General features: G+C 52.9%; 14 protein-coding genes. 2 read left to right on the top strand and 12 right to left on the bottom strand.

Annotated elements, in window-relative coordinates; all coding sequences use genetic code 11:
* Nucleotides 1-111 precede the first annotated feature (111 nt).
* The gene (locus H1S01_RS06610) at nucleotides 112-1,410 is read left to right on the top strand and encodes a putative amidoligase domain-containing protein (RefSeq protein WP_188039300.1); all 1,299 of its coding nucleotides are present in this window, start codon (nucleotides 112-114) and stop codon (nucleotides 1,408-1,410) included.
* A gap of 67 nt (nucleotides 1,411-1,477) precedes the next feature.
* Here H1S01_RS06610 and spoVG read toward each other — a convergent pair whose 3' ends face one another.
* The 8 genes from spoVG to ispE all read right to left on the bottom strand — a co-directional run bounded on the left by spoVG (nucleotide 1,478) and on the right by ispE (nucleotide 8,033).
* Nucleotides 1,478-1,747, bottom strand: coding sequence for a septation regulator SpoVG (gene spoVG / locus H1S01_RS06605; protein ID WP_170291702.1), 270 nt, complete (start codon nucleotides 1,745-1,747; stop codon nucleotides 1,478-1,480).
* 154 nt (nucleotides 1,748-1,901) lie between these two features.
* Nucleotides 1,902-3,131 (bottom strand): threonine ammonia-lyase, encoded by a 1,230-nt coding sequence (gene ilvA, locus H1S01_RS06600; protein ID WP_188039299.1) that lies wholly within the window; start codon nucleotides 3,129-3,131, stop codon nucleotides 1,902-1,904.
* A gap of 128 nt (nucleotides 3,132-3,259) precedes the next feature.
* Nucleotides 3,260-3,523 (bottom strand): ferritin family protein, encoded by a 264-nt coding sequence (locus H1S01_RS06595; RefSeq protein WP_188039298.1) that lies wholly within the window; start codon nucleotides 3,521-3,523, stop codon nucleotides 3,260-3,262.
* A gap of 140 nt (nucleotides 3,524-3,663) precedes the next feature.
* The gene (locus H1S01_RS06590) at nucleotides 3,664-4,236 is read right to left on the bottom strand and encodes a hypothetical protein (RefSeq protein ID WP_188039297.1); all 573 of its coding nucleotides are present in this window, start codon (nucleotides 4,234-4,236) and stop codon (nucleotides 3,664-3,666) included.
* 183 nt (nucleotides 4,237-4,419) lie between these two features.
* Nucleotides 4,420-5,556, bottom strand: a complete 1,137-nt coding sequence (locus H1S01_RS06585) for a hypothetical protein (RefSeq protein WP_188039296.1) — start codon at nucleotides 5,554-5,556, stop codon at nucleotides 4,420-4,422.
* A gap of 54 nt (nucleotides 5,557-5,610) precedes the next feature.
* Nucleotides 5,611-6,363 (bottom strand): IspD/TarI family cytidylyltransferase, encoded by a 753-nt coding sequence (locus H1S01_RS06580; RefSeq protein WP_188039295.1) that lies wholly within the window; start codon nucleotides 6,361-6,363, stop codon nucleotides 5,611-5,613.
* A 27-nt stretch (nucleotides 6,364-6,390) separates the two neighbouring features.
* Nucleotides 6,391-7,083: a GntR family transcriptional regulator gene (locus tag H1S01_RS06575; RefSeq protein ID WP_188039294.1), complete on the bottom strand. Its 693-nt coding sequence runs from the start codon at nucleotides 7,081-7,083 to the stop codon at nucleotides 6,391-6,393.
* Entirely contained in the window at nucleotides 7,059-8,033 is a 975-nt protein-coding gene (ispE, locus tag H1S01_RS06570) for a 4-(cytidine 5'-diphospho)-2-C-methyl-D-erythritol kinase (RefSeq protein WP_243237103.1), read from the bottom strand. The genes H1S01_RS06575 and ispE overlap by 25 nt, the downstream gene beginning before the upstream one ends.
* Before the next feature lie 301 nt (nucleotides 8,034-8,334).
* Here ispE and H1S01_RS06565 point away from each other — a divergent pair, with 301 nt between their 5' ends.
* A complete protein-coding gene (locus H1S01_RS06565) occupies nucleotides 8,335-8,976 on the top strand; it encodes a 4Fe-4S dicluster domain-containing protein (protein ID WP_188039293.1) in 642 nt (213 codons plus the stop codon).
* Between the two features lie 51 nt (nucleotides 8,977-9,027).
* Here the strand turns inward: H1S01_RS06565 and yabG are convergent, their stop codons facing one another.
* The 4 genes from yabG to H1S01_RS06545 form a co-directional block, all read right to left on the bottom strand.
* On the bottom strand, nucleotides 9,028-9,897 hold the full coding sequence (gene yabG, locus H1S01_RS06560; RefSeq protein WP_188039292.1) for a sporulation peptidase YabG: 870 nt from the start codon (nucleotides 9,895-9,897) through the stop codon (nucleotides 9,028-9,030).
* A 163-nt stretch (nucleotides 9,898-10,060) separates the two neighbouring features.
* The gene (locus H1S01_RS06555) at nucleotides 10,061-11,626 is read right to left on the bottom strand and encodes an ammonium transporter (RefSeq protein WP_188039291.1); all 1,566 of its coding nucleotides are present in this window, start codon (nucleotides 11,624-11,626) and stop codon (nucleotides 10,061-10,063) included.
* 127 nt (nucleotides 11,627-11,753) lie between these two features.
* A complete protein-coding gene (locus H1S01_RS06550; protein WP_155475549.1) occupies nucleotides 11,754-12,092 on the bottom strand; it encodes a P-II family nitrogen regulator in 339 nt (112 codons plus the stop codon).
* Nucleotides 12,093-12,237: 145 nt separating this feature from the next.
* Nucleotides 12,238-14,274, bottom strand: a complete 2,037-nt coding sequence (locus tag H1S01_RS06545; RefSeq protein WP_188039290.1) for a molybdopterin-dependent oxidoreductase — start codon at nucleotides 14,272-14,274, stop codon at nucleotides 12,238-12,240.
* Nucleotides 14,275-14,446 lie beyond the last annotated feature (172 nt).

Raw genomic sequence — 14,446 nt, 5'->3', positions numbered from 1 at the left:
AGTCTCGCAATATTGCGTACTTTATGCAAGAGCCAAAGTCCTCGTCTACTATTCCACATAACTGTGTGGTTTCCTTTTTTCCGAGAAAATTTTGTCGACGAGGTGAACGCAGTGGAGTTGCTGGTCCTTCACCCCAACCGCCTGTCTGCCCGTCGCTTAGCCGCCGCTCTGGAATGCCCTCATGCCGTCACCAGTCCAGACCAACCTCCTGAAGTGCTCATCCGATTCGGAGCCGCCGGGGGTGAAGAAGGCAGCTTGTTCACACTCAACCGACGGCAAGCCCTGCTCCGTCTCAAAGAAGCCCCTTTGTCTGCCTTCTATCGACTCCATCGACTCCCCTATAGCCTGACGAAAAAAAGCGGCCGTTCGCTGACCATTCATGTCGTCGACGGCAATGTGGTTGCTATGGAGACTCGAGAACGCCTCACCTCGACGGAACGGCAGAAATGTTTTGGTACGGCCATCCGCGCTCTCTACCTGGCGGGTATCGATTTCGGTTCTGTTCAATTGTCCATCCAGTCCCGAGGTATTCCTTGGGTCAACAAGGTCACCGCCGCCCCCGTCCTGACTAAAGAATTGGCGGCAGCTTATGCCACGGCCCTTCGCAAAACGATCGCCCACAGAAAGGGAGATTCTGTTCCAACCAACGCTAACCCGATCCAGCTTGGTGCCGACCCCGAGTTCATGTTGAAAAGCGTCCGCACCGGCAAAATGATCCCGGCCAATCGGTTTTTCGCCGTAAAAGGCGCCATCGGCTGCGATCAACGCAAGGCGATTGGTGAGTTGCGCCCTCGCCCGAAATCGACTCCTCGAGAGCTGACGGAAGCCATCGGCTCCCTCTTAACAAAGGCCTCCGAGAAAGTTCAAAAGAAACGGGTCGCCTTGATGGCCGGTTCCATGCCCTTTGCCCAGTTTCCTATCGGCGGTCATATCCATTTCGGCAGCTTAAACTTAAACTTTCGGCTGCTGCAGGCCTTAGACAACTACCTGCTCATCCCTCTGTTTTGTATCGAACGAAAACGGACTGCGATCCGGCGTCGAAAGTATTACGGCTGTGTCGGTGACATACGGCCCAAAGGGCCTGGACGCTTTGAGTATCGTGCTCCATCGAGTTGGCTCGTCTCGCCAGCCATCACCTTGGCCGCTTTGAGCCTGGCAAAGCTGGTCGCCGAACATGCCCCTCGTCTTGAGCGCAGCTATTTTGCTGATTTGAGCGCCGTTCGGGCCTTCTACCAGGGTGATAAGGAATACTTTCGCCTGCCCGTGAAGGAGCTTCGGCAAGATTTAACCTCTCTGCCCGGTTATTCAGACTATGCCACTGACCTACAACCCCTTTGGCAGATGATCGATGAGGAACAGGAATGGGACGAAGAAGCCGATCTATGTAGTACTTGGGAACTAGGGCAATGAAAAAAGAGATGCACTTGGCATCTCTTTTGCTTATGGAGCCATGCGTAATATATCAGTCAAACAATCATTAAGCGATCGCATTGGCAACAGCACTTTGGTAAGCATCTAATACGGCCTCGGAGATGAGCTCACGAGCCGTGGCCGAAATCGGATGCGCGATATCGCGGTACTCTCCCTCCGGAGTCCGTCGGCTGGGCATGGCTACAAACAGTCCTTTTTGCCCTTCAACAACTTTCACGTCATGGATGACAAAAGCATTGTCGATGGTGACCGAAACAATCGCTTTCATTTTTCCTTCCATGTTGACTTTCCTTACGCGGACATCGGTGATATTCACGCTCTCACCACCTTCCCAATGCTTATCCTGCTAGTCCTTTTTGTTATTCGACCAATGGCAGTCAATACCTTCTAACTATAATAACTTTTTTGAAATTTTTGTGACTATTTTGTTTAACATCTATCTTCATAATATGGACAGAGGTATTTTATGCTTACACATCGATAATCCGGAAACCTTTTGCTTCAAACTGATGGCGTATCTTTTGGATGTGTTCCGCATCTCTCGTCTCCAGGGCTACGCTAACTTCCGCCTGGCTCAAGGACAAGCCGGGACGAAGCCGGTCATGAACGACGGAGATAATGTTGGCCCCCCCGAAGGCCACTTCGGAGAGCAAGTTTTGCAGTGACCCAGGCTTGTCCGGCAAGATCGTGCGGAATTCCCAACGGCGTCCACTTTCGACCAGTCCATGTTCGATGATTTGGGCGATAGCGGATACATCAATATTTCCTCCCGACAGCATGGCGACCCACCGTTCTCCTGGTCGACCCACTTTTCCTTCTATTAAAGCAGATAGGCCGATAGCACCGGATCCTTCAACGACCAGTTTCGATCGTTCCAATAGCATCACCATCGTCTTAGCGATCGTTTCATCATCGATGGTGACGATCTCGTCCACAAAATCATTGACTAAGCGAAAGGTGAGGTCGCCTGGGCAGGCTACGGCAATGCCGTCGGCGATCGTTGACCGGCAGGCCACGATCCTGTGGCTGTGATGTTCCAACGATTGAGCCATAGCCGGTGCTGATTCGGTCTGTACACCGACGATGCGTACCTTGGGATGAAGGCTTTTTACAGCCATCGCTAAGCCGCCGATCAGTCCCCCACCGCCAACAGGTACGACGATACCGGTCAGCTTGTCCATGTCGGGAAATTGCTTAAGGATCTCAATGGCCAAGGTTCCCTGCCCGGCGATTACTTTCGGATCGTCGAAGGCATGGATAAAAACCGCTCCGCTTTGTTCTCGCAGTGACTGGGCTTTTTGATAAGCTTCGTCGTAGTTGTTTCCGCTTAGAACTACATTCGCACCATAGTCGCGTGTGGCTTCCACTTTCGCCATGGGAGCGCCTGTTGGCATGACCACCGTCGACGCAACCCCGATTAAGGACGCCCCCAAAGCGACGCCCTGAGCATGGTTTCCCGCTGAGGCGGCGATGACGCCTCGCTTTTTTTCTTCCTCGGTCAGATGAAACATCCGGTTCAGGGCACCTCGGATCTTAAAAGAGCCTGTGCGCTGAAGGTTTTCACATTTCAGCCAAACCTCACAGCCGCTCAACCGGGAAAAAGTCTGCGAGTGCTCCAGGGGCGTCAGATGCAGCTTCCCCTCTAATCTCTGGGCGGCCCTTTGAATATCTTCAAAGGAAATCTCTTTAAAATCCGTCACGACCTTGTCCCCCTGATAGTTTCTACGCGTGTTATTCTTCCAAGTTCCACCATCTTCTTATGCATCGTTCAGTTTTAAAAAGCCCTGAACCTCTGCCGCAAAGTTCGGCTCAGCGGCAGAGGTCCGGCCTAATCCTGCGAATTTCCTTGGACGTGATTGGAGACTAAGGACAATCGTCGCTTACCGCGGGTTAAGTCGGGGGGAACCAGGTTTTTTAATTGCCCCAATAAGCGGTTTTTGTGTTCCATCTCTTGTGCAGCCAGTTCCAAAAACAAGTCTTCCGCTTCGCTCAAGCCGTCTTTTTTGGCTTCTTCGGCAAACTTGCGGTAGTTATAATAGGCTGCTTGTTCGTAGACAAGCGCCTTCAGTATGTTTTCCTTCGTTCTTCCCATGACCCCTTCCTGCCTCCTTTCATGAAATTGCGTTCTGCCTGATCAACATATCCTATTCGACATCCCTAGTTCCGGTTCCAGAAAAAACGAAAGGCAGGGAAAATCCCTGCCTTTCAGACTTCCAGTGATAAAGCGATGAGTTAAATCTTTTCGAGCATATCCAGTTCGCCGACAACAACGACGTCGGTAAAGCGTGTCAGTTTGACGATCAAATCGGCGAAGACGAGAACATCGGCCGGGGTCCCGCGATTTCCTTGTTGGCTGGTGCATTCGTCATTTCTGTGCAGGATGACATCAAAGCGTACGTTACGGACCAGGACTTCGGCGTCTTCCACTTCTTCGGCCAATTCAGCCGGCGTAAGGGACGGCGAGAATTCATGCAGCTGGATGATCTTGGTGAAGGTCCCGGGGATGACTCGGACGGCACGATTGCCCGATGCGTCTTTCACCAGGAAGACCAGGTCAAATTTCAAGGTGATGGTCACATTCCCTGTCAGGTTGACCGTGACATCTTCCTTGCGGTTAAAGTCGAAGATGATATTTTCGATGGCGACGATGGGGTCACAGTCGACGTTCTCCAGGCAGATCCGAAAGGGGATGACCCGATTCGGATTGACGGGATCGGTGCAAAAGAAGATCGGTTCATCCCGTTGAACGTTTTTCGCCACCACGACTTGAGCGAACAACTCGATGGTGCCGTTTTTGGTATCCATGCACATCCTCCTTTTACGATAGACCTCCAAATTCGAAGCTTTCAGACCATACTGGCTCGCCACATATTATGATCGGGCCTGCGAATCGGTGAACTGTGGCTTCTCTTTTTCTCAGCCGGTTATGGTGTGTTGCCTACCCCATTGTATGAAACATGGGTCTATTTGGTGAGGATGGTTAACTCATCAAGCACCGGTACGGCCGAACACGCGAGAAAAGAACGGCCGCCCTTTTATCTGTTGCTCTTCCACTCGACGTAGAATATCCCGGTTCTCCTGTTTAAGCCGCTCTTGTTCGGCTCGCGTTTGCTGCAATTCTGTCATCAGTTCGGTCACTTTTCGCTCCTTCTCCGCCATCTGTCGCTGCAATTGGATCAGACGGTGCTCCCACTGCCGCTCCGTTGGGGCAGGCCCAGCCGTACCAAAGAAGCTTTTGCCCGTCCTTCTCTCTTGAGCTTGTTTCCGATAGTCTCGTTCAGGAGGATCGTTGGGTCGACGGTGACTTCCATCGACAGGTAGATGGGACGGCACCGGGATCGCTCTCCGTTCCACTTCCCCGAAAGGTCGCCGGGCTACCTCTATGACATCGGCTGACAAAAGGGTCCCCAACGATGGGGCTGCTTCACTTTCCCTTTGTACGATCTGTTCCCTTTTCGATTTCAATATCTTTTTGGCGACCTTCGCCCCCGGTAATTCCTGCGCCTTAACAATAGGGCTGACCTTCCGTCTCTGCCCTTCCGGCTGCGTTTGCTCCCCTTCGCGATAGCTCTCTTCCGATGATTTTGCCGAAACGTTTACATCCACGTCACACCATTCATAGAAACCAATCTTCATCAATCCGCGCCCCATTACCTCTAGGATCATCTGGCTTCCTTGCCGATGCCAATCGACGATTTCGCAATGAATAGGGCCGATTTCCACTTGGGCTACCCATCGCCCTGGATCAACGATATCCCTTCGGCCGGGTAGCAATTCGTCCCAGGAGCGAATCCAACGGGCTCGGTAGTTTTTTTGCACCAGGGTAAAAGTCCCCCTGTGAGACTTAAGGACGATGGACAGGGCGAACTCCATATGGATCCGTACTTCTTCCTTCCCAAAGGAACAGTGTGCACCGCCGTATTCCGCGGTCACTGAACTGAGATAGACGGCTTCACCGCCTAGTTTATCGAGCTCAAGCTGAAACCGTGCCGGCAACGGCGGTTTGTCCTCAGAAAAAGAAAAAACCAGCGGTTCTTCCAGCGCTGCATATTGTCCCATCAGGACTTGAATGCGTACTGGAATCACCCTGGTCTTCTCAGAGCCTGTTGCAGGGAAATCGTTCATCAGCCAATTTCACCTCCGGTCCCTTATCCCATTCCTATGGACAGGAAGGTGTAATTATGTTTTGGAAAACCATCGACCGATCATTTCCAGATCGGCAGGCTTATCGATATCGATGCCCAACTCAGGACAAGGGGAAATGACACAAACCGCCCGGAATCCGAAAATTGCTGACATGCGCTCTTGGGCCTGATCAATACTGAGCCGGCGAAAGAGAAAGCGAAGGACAAAGGGCCAGCCGAGCAAACGGCTGAGCGCGAGGGGCCGCTTGCGCAGGCAGATGAACTGATGGGCTTTCCCCATGGCACCGTCGATGACTCGACGGCGGACGAGAAACAAGTTTCCGCCAGTAAACTCCCCCTCCCGCATCCGAACGAAGGTGCGTCGAACACCGGGAAAGCGCTCTTCACATTTCTCCCGTCGGACAACGGGGTAGTACACATCGCCGTCGATCTCCCGGCAGCGGCTGAGAAAATCAGCGACCACTTGCCGAGTCAGCAGAGGCAGATCGCCGGTGGCGATTAAGATATAACCATCGGTGGAAGGCAAGGCCGCTAGCCCTCGCCGTAAGCTGTCCAGGTGATCGTCGCCTCCGGAGACGACGGTGATACGGCGATCACCTGCATAGCGTGCTCTCAACTCTACCGGTCCCACTACAACTACCCGCTCAATGTCGCGGCTGTTCGCTAACGCTTGTACCACATAATCGGTCATCGGCCGACCAGAGAGGGGGATCAAGGCTTCCATAGATACGCCATAGGCTTTAAGCGGACCGTCGTTCCTGCCTGCCGCCAGAATCAGGGCGTCCATCGAAAGCTCCCTCCCTCTTCTCGTCTTTTATGACTGCAACTTCTCTTTGACAATCCCCATCGCTTCGAGCATGCTGTTTTCGGCGTTCTCGATATGCTCCCAAGCCAAGGTCTGCGCCAGAGCCACATTGCGGTCGGCTATCGCTTCGACCATCTTACTGTGTTCTTCCCAAGCCTCCTTGATACGCCCAGGATGGCTGAGTGAGGTGGTGCGGAATCGGCGGAGCTGCTCCCGCAAGTTTCCGATGATCTGAACCAGCCGTTGGTTGCGGCTCGCCCGGTAGACCATATCGTGAAAATCGATATCCACTTCCACTAATTCATCGATCTTTTCTTCATCGAAATAGGAGGCTGTCTTTACCAGCAGACGTTCCATCTGTTCGGTCTCTTCTTCGGTGATACGCTGAGCGGCCAGCCCAGCGGCCAACGCCTCTAGACTTGCCCGGAGCTCAAAGACATCAGTAATATCTTTAACCGAAATGCCCGCCACATAAGCACCCTTCCGGGGAACCATGACGACAAAACCTTCCAGTTCAAGTTTACGGATGGCTTCTCGAACGGGAGTACGGCTAACACCCATTTCCTCAGCCAATTGAATCTCCATGAGACGCTCACCGGGCTTTAATATACCTGAAATAATCGCCTCTCTTAGATTTTCAAAAACAATATCCCGCAAGGGCCGATAGTTATCCAGTTTTATCGGCAGCAATCGACGATCCATTCGTCGGCCTCCTCTCGTCCCAATGTCCGGGCAACCATGACCCGGTAATTCAGCGTTTGTGTCTCTTTAGCCAGTATTTCAGCGATAGATCTCGCTTTAGCTTCTTCGTCGGTAAAGCCCAGGATGGTGGGGCCGCTTCCCGACATCATCGCCCGGTCACAACCGAGGCGCAGGAGCTTTTCTTTTAAAAGCTTCAGTTCAGGGAACCATTCAAGCGTCACCTTTTCTAAGTCATTGCCCATCGCGTCTAGAACAGCTTGATAGGAACCGGTACGAAGAGCCTTCAGCATGTTCGCCGAATAGCCCTCTTCAGGGATATCTTCCGGGGTCATCTCTTCCGGCCAAGGCAATGGGTCTGGAAGGGACTTCGCATTTAAAGCCTTGTACACCTGTGGGGTAGAGGCACCAAAAGGCGGTTTGACTAAGATCACCCAAAAGTCGAGCGCAGCCGGAAGACTATGTAGGGCTTCTCCCCTCCCTGTCGCCAGGGCTGTGCCGCCGCGGACCAAAAAGGGAATATCAGACCCGAGCCGGGCGAGCAGGGATTCCATTTTTTTATCGTCCCAGCCCAACGAGAACAGACGGTTCAGCGCTTTCATCGTCGCCGCCGCATCAGAACTGCCGCCGGCGAGTCCCGCTGCGACGGGGATCTGTTTGTCCAGTTCAATCTCGACTCCATAGGGAAGTTGAGCCTGTTCCTGAACGAGCGCTGCCGTTCGGTAGACGAGATTGGTTTGGTCTGGCGGAGCTTCTTCCGAACCGCCCTGGAGAAGTATGGTTTGATGGTTCCGATTGACACTCACCATCACCACATCAACCAAGTCCACCGTCTGCATAACCATGACGACTTGGTGATACCCATCGGCCCGGCGTCCCAGGACATCAAGGGTAAGATTGATCTTGGCTGGCGCCTGCATACGCAGAATGGGGACCAACTCCTTTCCAAGCAATCTTTGCTTGTATATTCCGCAAATAGCCTCTAATTTCCTTTTTATTTGACAAAAACTCCATCCTTCCATTCACTCTAATCAAAGAGGTCGGAAAAGATGGAGCCTTTTTTCACAAATTTCCGCAAGGCAGCTGTCCTGCCGGTGTTTTCGCTTGGCCTTCGCGAACGGGCAAGGGCCGCCCCGCTTTTCTAATATATTCGCCGCTTCATGAAGTATACATAGGAAGTATGATGTCCATCACGTTCTCCCCCTACCGCTAAGCGTATACTGTAACCAGTATTCTCAGCTAAGGATGGTGGATATGACCCATTTGCCCCCCTTTGCGCTCACTGCCTGTCGTGGCGATAGCGGTTGCCGTTACAAAGTTCTAGATACGGCTTCTTTGGCCACGCCCTTGAACGACCTGTTGCAAAGGCAATGCCAAAACCTTCAGGCTGGTTCAGCCCATTCGGTTCTGCGATTGGCCCTGTCCGGCTGTCCCAATAGTTGCTCGCAACCGCAAATTCGCGACTTTGGATTACAGGGGCGCCTGGAGCCTTTGATCACCGATGAGCCCTGCCTGTTCTGCCATGCCTGCGTCCAGTCCTGCCCGGAGGGCTTTATGCAGTTGAATGAGGACGGCCCTGTGATTTCCGATGAATGTCTCACTTGCGGACGTTGTGTTCGCGCTTGTCCAAGCGGCACTCTCCAACCAGGGAAAAGTGGCTGGACGTTGCTTGCCGGCGGTAAACTGGGGCGCACTCCTAAACTTGCTGTTCCAGTAGGGCATTGGCTTAGCCACGATGAGGTGACCTGGGAAATCATAACGATTCTGCAACGGTATCTGCAGGAAGCGGCACCGGGCGAGCGTTTGCGGTCATGGCTTGAACGGAGTTTATGGAAAGAAGAAATACCCAAAGTTCCAGGACCATTGCTTTATAAATTAGATCGGCCCGCTGACTAAATGCAGCGGGCTTTTTGGTTGCCAATTTTGTTTTGAATGGATTATCCCCGTTTAATAGACCTGGTTCGCGTCTCCCCAACGAAAACAACCGCGCGTCTTGATGCCCCCGATCCCGTCAGGGCCAGTGATCGTATTGGCGATCGCTTCTTCCAGCTCCACATACTCGTGTACAGGAGTATAAGCCAGCTTTTCAACGATTAAGACTGGATCCAAGGCATGAATCATGACTCGTTCCGGTGAAGAGGCATAGTTGGCACCTGCCGACAGGATCGCTTCAAAGTTAGATTGGCAGGCCCCAGCGAAAATGACCAGTTCATCAGGACTGGGTATCAATTTTCGCGCCGCCTCTACCGCTTCTACAAAGTAGCGTGAGTTGCGATAGGACTCGATCATCTCAGGTTTTCCACCGCTCTTGAGCAGACTGTCATGTCCAGTGATCACCAGGATATCGGCAGAATACTTCTCCAGATACCGGCAGACCACATTGGGAAACTCTTTTTCCGAGTGATGAAACCCATGGGCTTTGATGTTCAACTGGCGGTAGGTATCCATACATATTTCCAGATACTCTTCATTGCCATCGATATGCAATACCGAACCAGGTCGTTGACAGGCCAGTTTACGCTGCTGATCCCCGGCGGGATCATCGGCTAGCGGCAGAGCTCTCTTTTGTCTCCGATCGACCAACCGGCCGATCCGTTTATAGTTCTGCACCACGACCCGTTGCTTATAGCGAAATACCTCCAACAGGGGCGGTACCTCGAGGTCGCTCACCGGCGCATCTGCCTCCAGCCGCATATCCAGTCCTTGCAACCGAACCTCGGGCTCCTCATCCCCCGGCCATATCTCCATGATTCGAAAAAAGATATCATTGCCGTACGAGTTGCGGGTGACGATGGTCCCGATGCGCAAGTCCTCCATCCGCAGCATCTCCCCTATACGTAGCGCTCAATATACTTCACCTCGCTATTATGAGTATGAGAGCGAGGGGAGGGGGGTGCGTAAAAAGTCCAAGGCGAGGATTTTACCCCAGCCTTGGACTTTTTGTTCTTGTTTTTATGATTTTTTAGGGATTTGCTTCCCTTTAGTGACCGTGCACCATTTCTTTGGCCGGTGATTTTGCAGTTGCAGAGCTTTCTACAAAGCTGAAGCTGGAGATTCCACCGTGGACTACGAAGTCCGGATACCCTTCTTCACCGTGTTGCGAAATATCCAGACCGGTTTCTTCGTCTTCGGCACTTACACGGGCTTTGAAGATGGCGTTGACGATTTGATAGATGATGAAGGTCCCGACAGCGGCGAAGGCGTAGGTCGCACCGGTGGCAATCAATTGCTTGGTGAGCAGGTCGCCGCCGTAGAGCAGACCGTCAGCTCCGAGCGAGTTTACAGAAGTGGTGGCGAAGATACCGGTGGCGATGGCGCCGAAGGTTCCGCCTACACCGTGGATGCCAAATGCGTCGAGAGCGTCGTCATAACCCAAGCGGGGTTTCAAGACGACAGCGATGTAACAGATGATACCTGCGAGAACACCCATGATGATGGAAGACATGGGAGTCACAAATCCTGCAGCCGGGGTAATCACGACCAGACCGGCAACAGCACCGGAGGCGGCACCGAGGACCGTCGGTTTTCCTTGGCGGATCCATTCGGCGAATATCCAGGCCATCGCCGCTGCAGCCGCAGCCGTGTTGGTGGTGACAAAAGCGCTACCGGCCAGACCGTTAGCACCTAAGGCGCTGCCGGCGTTGAATCCAAACCAACCGAACCAGAGGAGACCTGCACCAAGAACGGTCATAGGAAGTTGATGCGGCGGCATCGGAGTCGTTCCGAGCCCACGACGTTTACCGAGCATGATGGCGAGGACGAGACCAGAGACACCGGAGCTGATGTGAACGACCGTGCCGCCGGCGAAGTCAAGAGCACCTAGGGTGCGCAACCAACCGCCCACACCCCATACCCAGTGAGCCAGAGGGAAATAAATCAACGATACCCACAATGCAGAGAAAAGGAGAAAAGCCGAGAATTTCATCCGTTCCGCAAAGGCTCCGCTGATCAGAGCAACCGTAATAATTGCAAACATTAATTGAAACATAGCGAAGACGTTATGAGGAAGGGTGGCCGCATAGTCGGGGTTAGGGTCGGCACCGACCGAGTTGAAACCGGCCCAGGAAAGAGAACCGATCAGACCATTGATATCCGGGCCGAAAGCCAAGGAGTAACCGTAGAGAACCCAAAGCACAGAAACCAGGCCGATAGCGATGAAGCTATGCATAATGGTGCTGAGAACGTTTTTCTTACGAACCATACCACCGTAGAATAAGGCCAAGCCGGGAGTCATTAACATAACAAGAGCTGCGGACAAGATGACAAAGGCTGTATCACCGGTATCAACTTTTGGAGGTTCCGGAGCGGCAGTTTCTGCTGCAGCGGCGGCGTCTGTGGCTACCGCTTCCGTAGTTGCCGCGGCTTCTGGGGCAGTTTCTTTGACAGACGCATCAGTGGCTTTTGCATCGGTAGCTTTTGCATCGGATTTCGTTTCTGTAACAGCAGCTTTTGCATCCGCTTTCACCGGTTCATCGGCAAAGGCAGGTAAACCGAATAGGCAGGTAAAGAGCAGCAATATGGCTGCAAGTAAGGCAAATCTTTTCATCGCCGTTCCTCCTCAACATTACGTCATTTACTCTCGAAAAATACACAAGGCTCCCGAAGGAAGTTTTACCTCTTCCCTCGGGAGCCTCTATGCTCCCCTAGGTATACACGACATGGACTTTAACCTCTTATAGTGCGACGTCGCCGGTTTCACCGGTACGAATGCGAATCACATCTTCGACAGGGTAAACAAAGATTTTACCATCACCAATTTCACCGGTACGTACCTGTTGGGAAATGACATCTACCAGTTCGGCGACAACGGCATCGGACACGACCACTTCGATTTTTACCTTAGGCAGCAGGTCGATGGCGTATTCAGAGCCGCGGTAGAATCCTTTCTTCCCTTTTTGCAGTCCGCAACCAGCCACTTGAGTGACAGTCATTCCGCGGACACCCACTTTGTTCAGGGCTTCTTTGACTTCATCCAACTTGGTTGGACGAATGATCGCTTCAATTTTTTTCATCTACTTCGCTCTCCCCCTACAAAATCCGTTTGACATGGTGATAAATAAAAAAAGAGACGTCTGATTATTTCAATCAGACGTCTCTGTCTTGGTTTTATTGTAGCGGTATATGAGCTCTTTGGCAATCCCCTTTTTAATACGATTTTTAGTTTTTTCTTTCGACTTCTACGAAATTATCATTAAAAGAGGATCCCTCGGCCAACAAGGTTCCCCGGCTGGTGGTAAGGTGGTTTACGTTCTTACCGCCAGGCACCCGTGAATGCCACCGCACTCCCTCGACGACAACCACTCCCTTTGGTACCTGTTTTGTCACATGGGCGGCAAAGCAAGCTTCTCCGAGGTGGTTGAATACGTTGACCTGTTGCCCCTGTTCAATCTTCCTCACCGAGGCGTCCTGCTCACTGATTAGGATCCGCTGGGCACCTTCTAATCGCTCCGTATCTTCTCTTCCGCCAAAGGTGCTGTTCAAGAGGTGATGACCCGGGTTGGCCAGCAGTCGCAGGGGATAGTCCTTTTCGGGCTCACTTTTCTCCCTAGGCCGATACTCAGGTATGGTGGGATAGCTCTTAGCGGCTAAATCGGGGTTTTCAAAGAGCAATTTGCCTGAGGCCGTTTGGAACCGGCCGAATCGCAGCGGCGGATTATCGCCCACGTTCAGCCGAACTGCCTTCCCAGCCTCGAGAGCGGCCCGGTCGATTCCTTCCAGCAAGGGCGTACCTTGTGAGAGCAGTTCCTCGATCAGATCTTCGGCGCTCTTCTCAAAATGCTCTTCCTCGAAACCGAAAGCGCGAGCGAGCAGCGTAAAGACCTCCAGGTTGCTCTTCGCTTCACCGGGTGCAGCGACGATAGGTTGCGTCTTTTGAATGTAAAAGTGACCATAGGATCGGTACAGATCGGCATGTTCCGGAAAAGCGGTCGCCGGCAGTACAAGATCGGCATAACGAGCTGTGTCGGTCATCACCTGTTCATGGACGACGACAAAGAGGTCAGGCCGGGCCAGCCCTTTGAGGACGAGATCCGATTCAGGAGCCACCGCCGCAGGGTTGGCATGATAGACGAAGAGTGATTTCACAGGGACTCCGCCCGGTTCCGTTAAGGCCTTGCCCAACTGAATCATGTTGATTTCCCGAACGGGCGATGCTAACAGATCTTCCCGGGTAACGACGCCCGTCGGAAGCGCCTGGCCCGTATTGGATGAACAGTGAATCCCACCGCCTTTTTTCGTAAAAGCTCCAACCAGCCCCGGCAGGCAGGCCAACGTCCGGTAGATCATCGCACCATCCCACTGGCGGCAAGGTCCGTTGCCGATACGGATATAGGGCGCCCGAGCCGAACCATAAGCTCGGGCCAGCTCTTCGATGATTGAACCGGGCAGCCCTGTGATCTGGGCGACTCGCTCCGGATCATATTCTCGAAGCACCTTCTCGGTAAGAGCAGAAAAACCGCTGGTCTGCTCCTGAATAAAGGCGTGATCCAACAAGTTCTCCCTAATTAGGACATGCATCATCCCGAGAGCTAAGGCCGTATCTGTCCCGGGTGGGATCAGGACGACCTCATCGGCATACGGTGAAGTACGGTTTTGATAACAATCGACCTGGATGACCCGGGCGCCCCGGGACCTGGCTTCTTTAAGGAAGGGAAGAAAGTGAACGTGTGTGGATGCCACATTCATCCCCCAAATGATGATCAGGTCGGAATGGACGATGTTTTCTACGTCGCTCCCCATGGTGCTGCCCAACGTCATCGTCCAGCCTAGGTCGGCTGTCGTAGAACAGATGGTCCGTTTCAGCCGGCTCGCACCGAGTCGATGAAAAAAGGCGTGACCGCTATTCCGCTGGACGAGCCCCATTGTCCCTGCATAGGAATAGGGAAGGATCGCTTCCCCACCATATTCATCGATGATCCCTTGCCATCGCTTCTGAATGGTCTCGATCGCTTCGTCCCAGGAGACCGGTTCAAAAGCGCCCGTTCCTTTCGGGCCGGTCCGACGAAGGGGAACCTTCAGCCGCTGCGGGGAGTTCAGGTATTCGGGATACCTTTTCATCTTGCCGCAGATAAAGCCTCTCGTGAAGGGGTGGTTCGGGTCTCCTTGACAAGAGCAGACTTGCCCCTCTTCAACACCTAAAAGCAATCCGCAGGTGTCGGGGCAGTCTAAGGGACATACGCTGGGAAAGTAATTCATAGGCTCATATCCCCCTTCGGACGAGATAAAAATTGAAGCCGGAATACCTTACCGTCGACCGCTCAAGGGGATCCCCTTGAGCGGTTCCATCGACGAGGCATCCGGCTGCTTGTAAAAGCCGTAACATATAGATTTGACTTCGACTTCAAAGAATCCTGCCGTCAGGCGCCGT

This window comes from Heliobacterium chlorum, assembly GCF_014502795.1.
Lineage (GTDB): Bacteria > Bacillota > Desulfitobacteriia > Heliobacteriales > Heliobacteriaceae > Heliobacterium > Heliobacterium chlorum.
Note: the sequence above shows the minus strand (reverse complement) of the source record. Positions and strands in the feature narration are given on the sequence as shown.

Excerpts from the sequence above, each read along its gene's own strand:
- H1S01_RS06585 (WP_188039296.1), bottom strand. The coding sequence starts at position 5,556 with ATGAACGATTTCCCTGCAACAGGCTCTGAGAAGACCAGGGTGATTCCA.
- H1S01_RS06580 (WP_188039295.1), bottom strand. The coding sequence starts at position 6,363 with ATGGACGCCCTGATTCTGGCGGCAGGCAGGAACGACGGTCCGCTTAAA.
- H1S01_RS06590 (WP_188039297.1), bottom strand. The coding sequence starts at position 4,236 with ATGGATACCAAAAACGGCACCATCGAGTTGTTCGCTCAAGTCGTGGTG.
- H1S01_RS06595 (WP_188039298.1), bottom strand. The coding sequence starts at position 3,523 with ATGGGAAGAACGAAGGAAAACATACTGAAGGCGCTTGTCTACGAACAA.
- H1S01_RS06575 (WP_188039294.1), bottom strand. The coding sequence starts at position 7,083 with ATGGATCGTCGATTGCTGCCGATAAAACTGGATAACTATCGGCCCTTG.
- H1S01_RS06545 (WP_188039290.1), bottom strand. The coding sequence starts at position 14,274 with ATGAATTACTTTCCCAGCGTATGTCCCTTAGACTGCCCCGACACCTGC.
- H1S01_RS06565 (WP_188039293.1), top strand. The coding sequence starts at position 8,335 with ATGACCCATTTGCCCCCCTTTGCGCTCACTGCCTGTCGTGGCGATAGC.
- yabG (WP_188039292.1), bottom strand. The coding sequence starts at position 9,897 with ATGGAGGACTTGCGCATCGGGACCATCGTCACCCGCAACTCGTACGGC.
- H1S01_RS06555 (WP_188039291.1), bottom strand. The coding sequence starts at position 11,626 with ATGAAAAGATTTGCCTTACTTGCAGCCATATTGCTGCTCTTTACCTGC.
- H1S01_RS06550 (WP_155475549.1), bottom strand. The coding sequence starts at position 12,092 with ATGAAAAAAATTGAAGCGATCATTCGTCCAACCAAGTTGGATGAAGTC.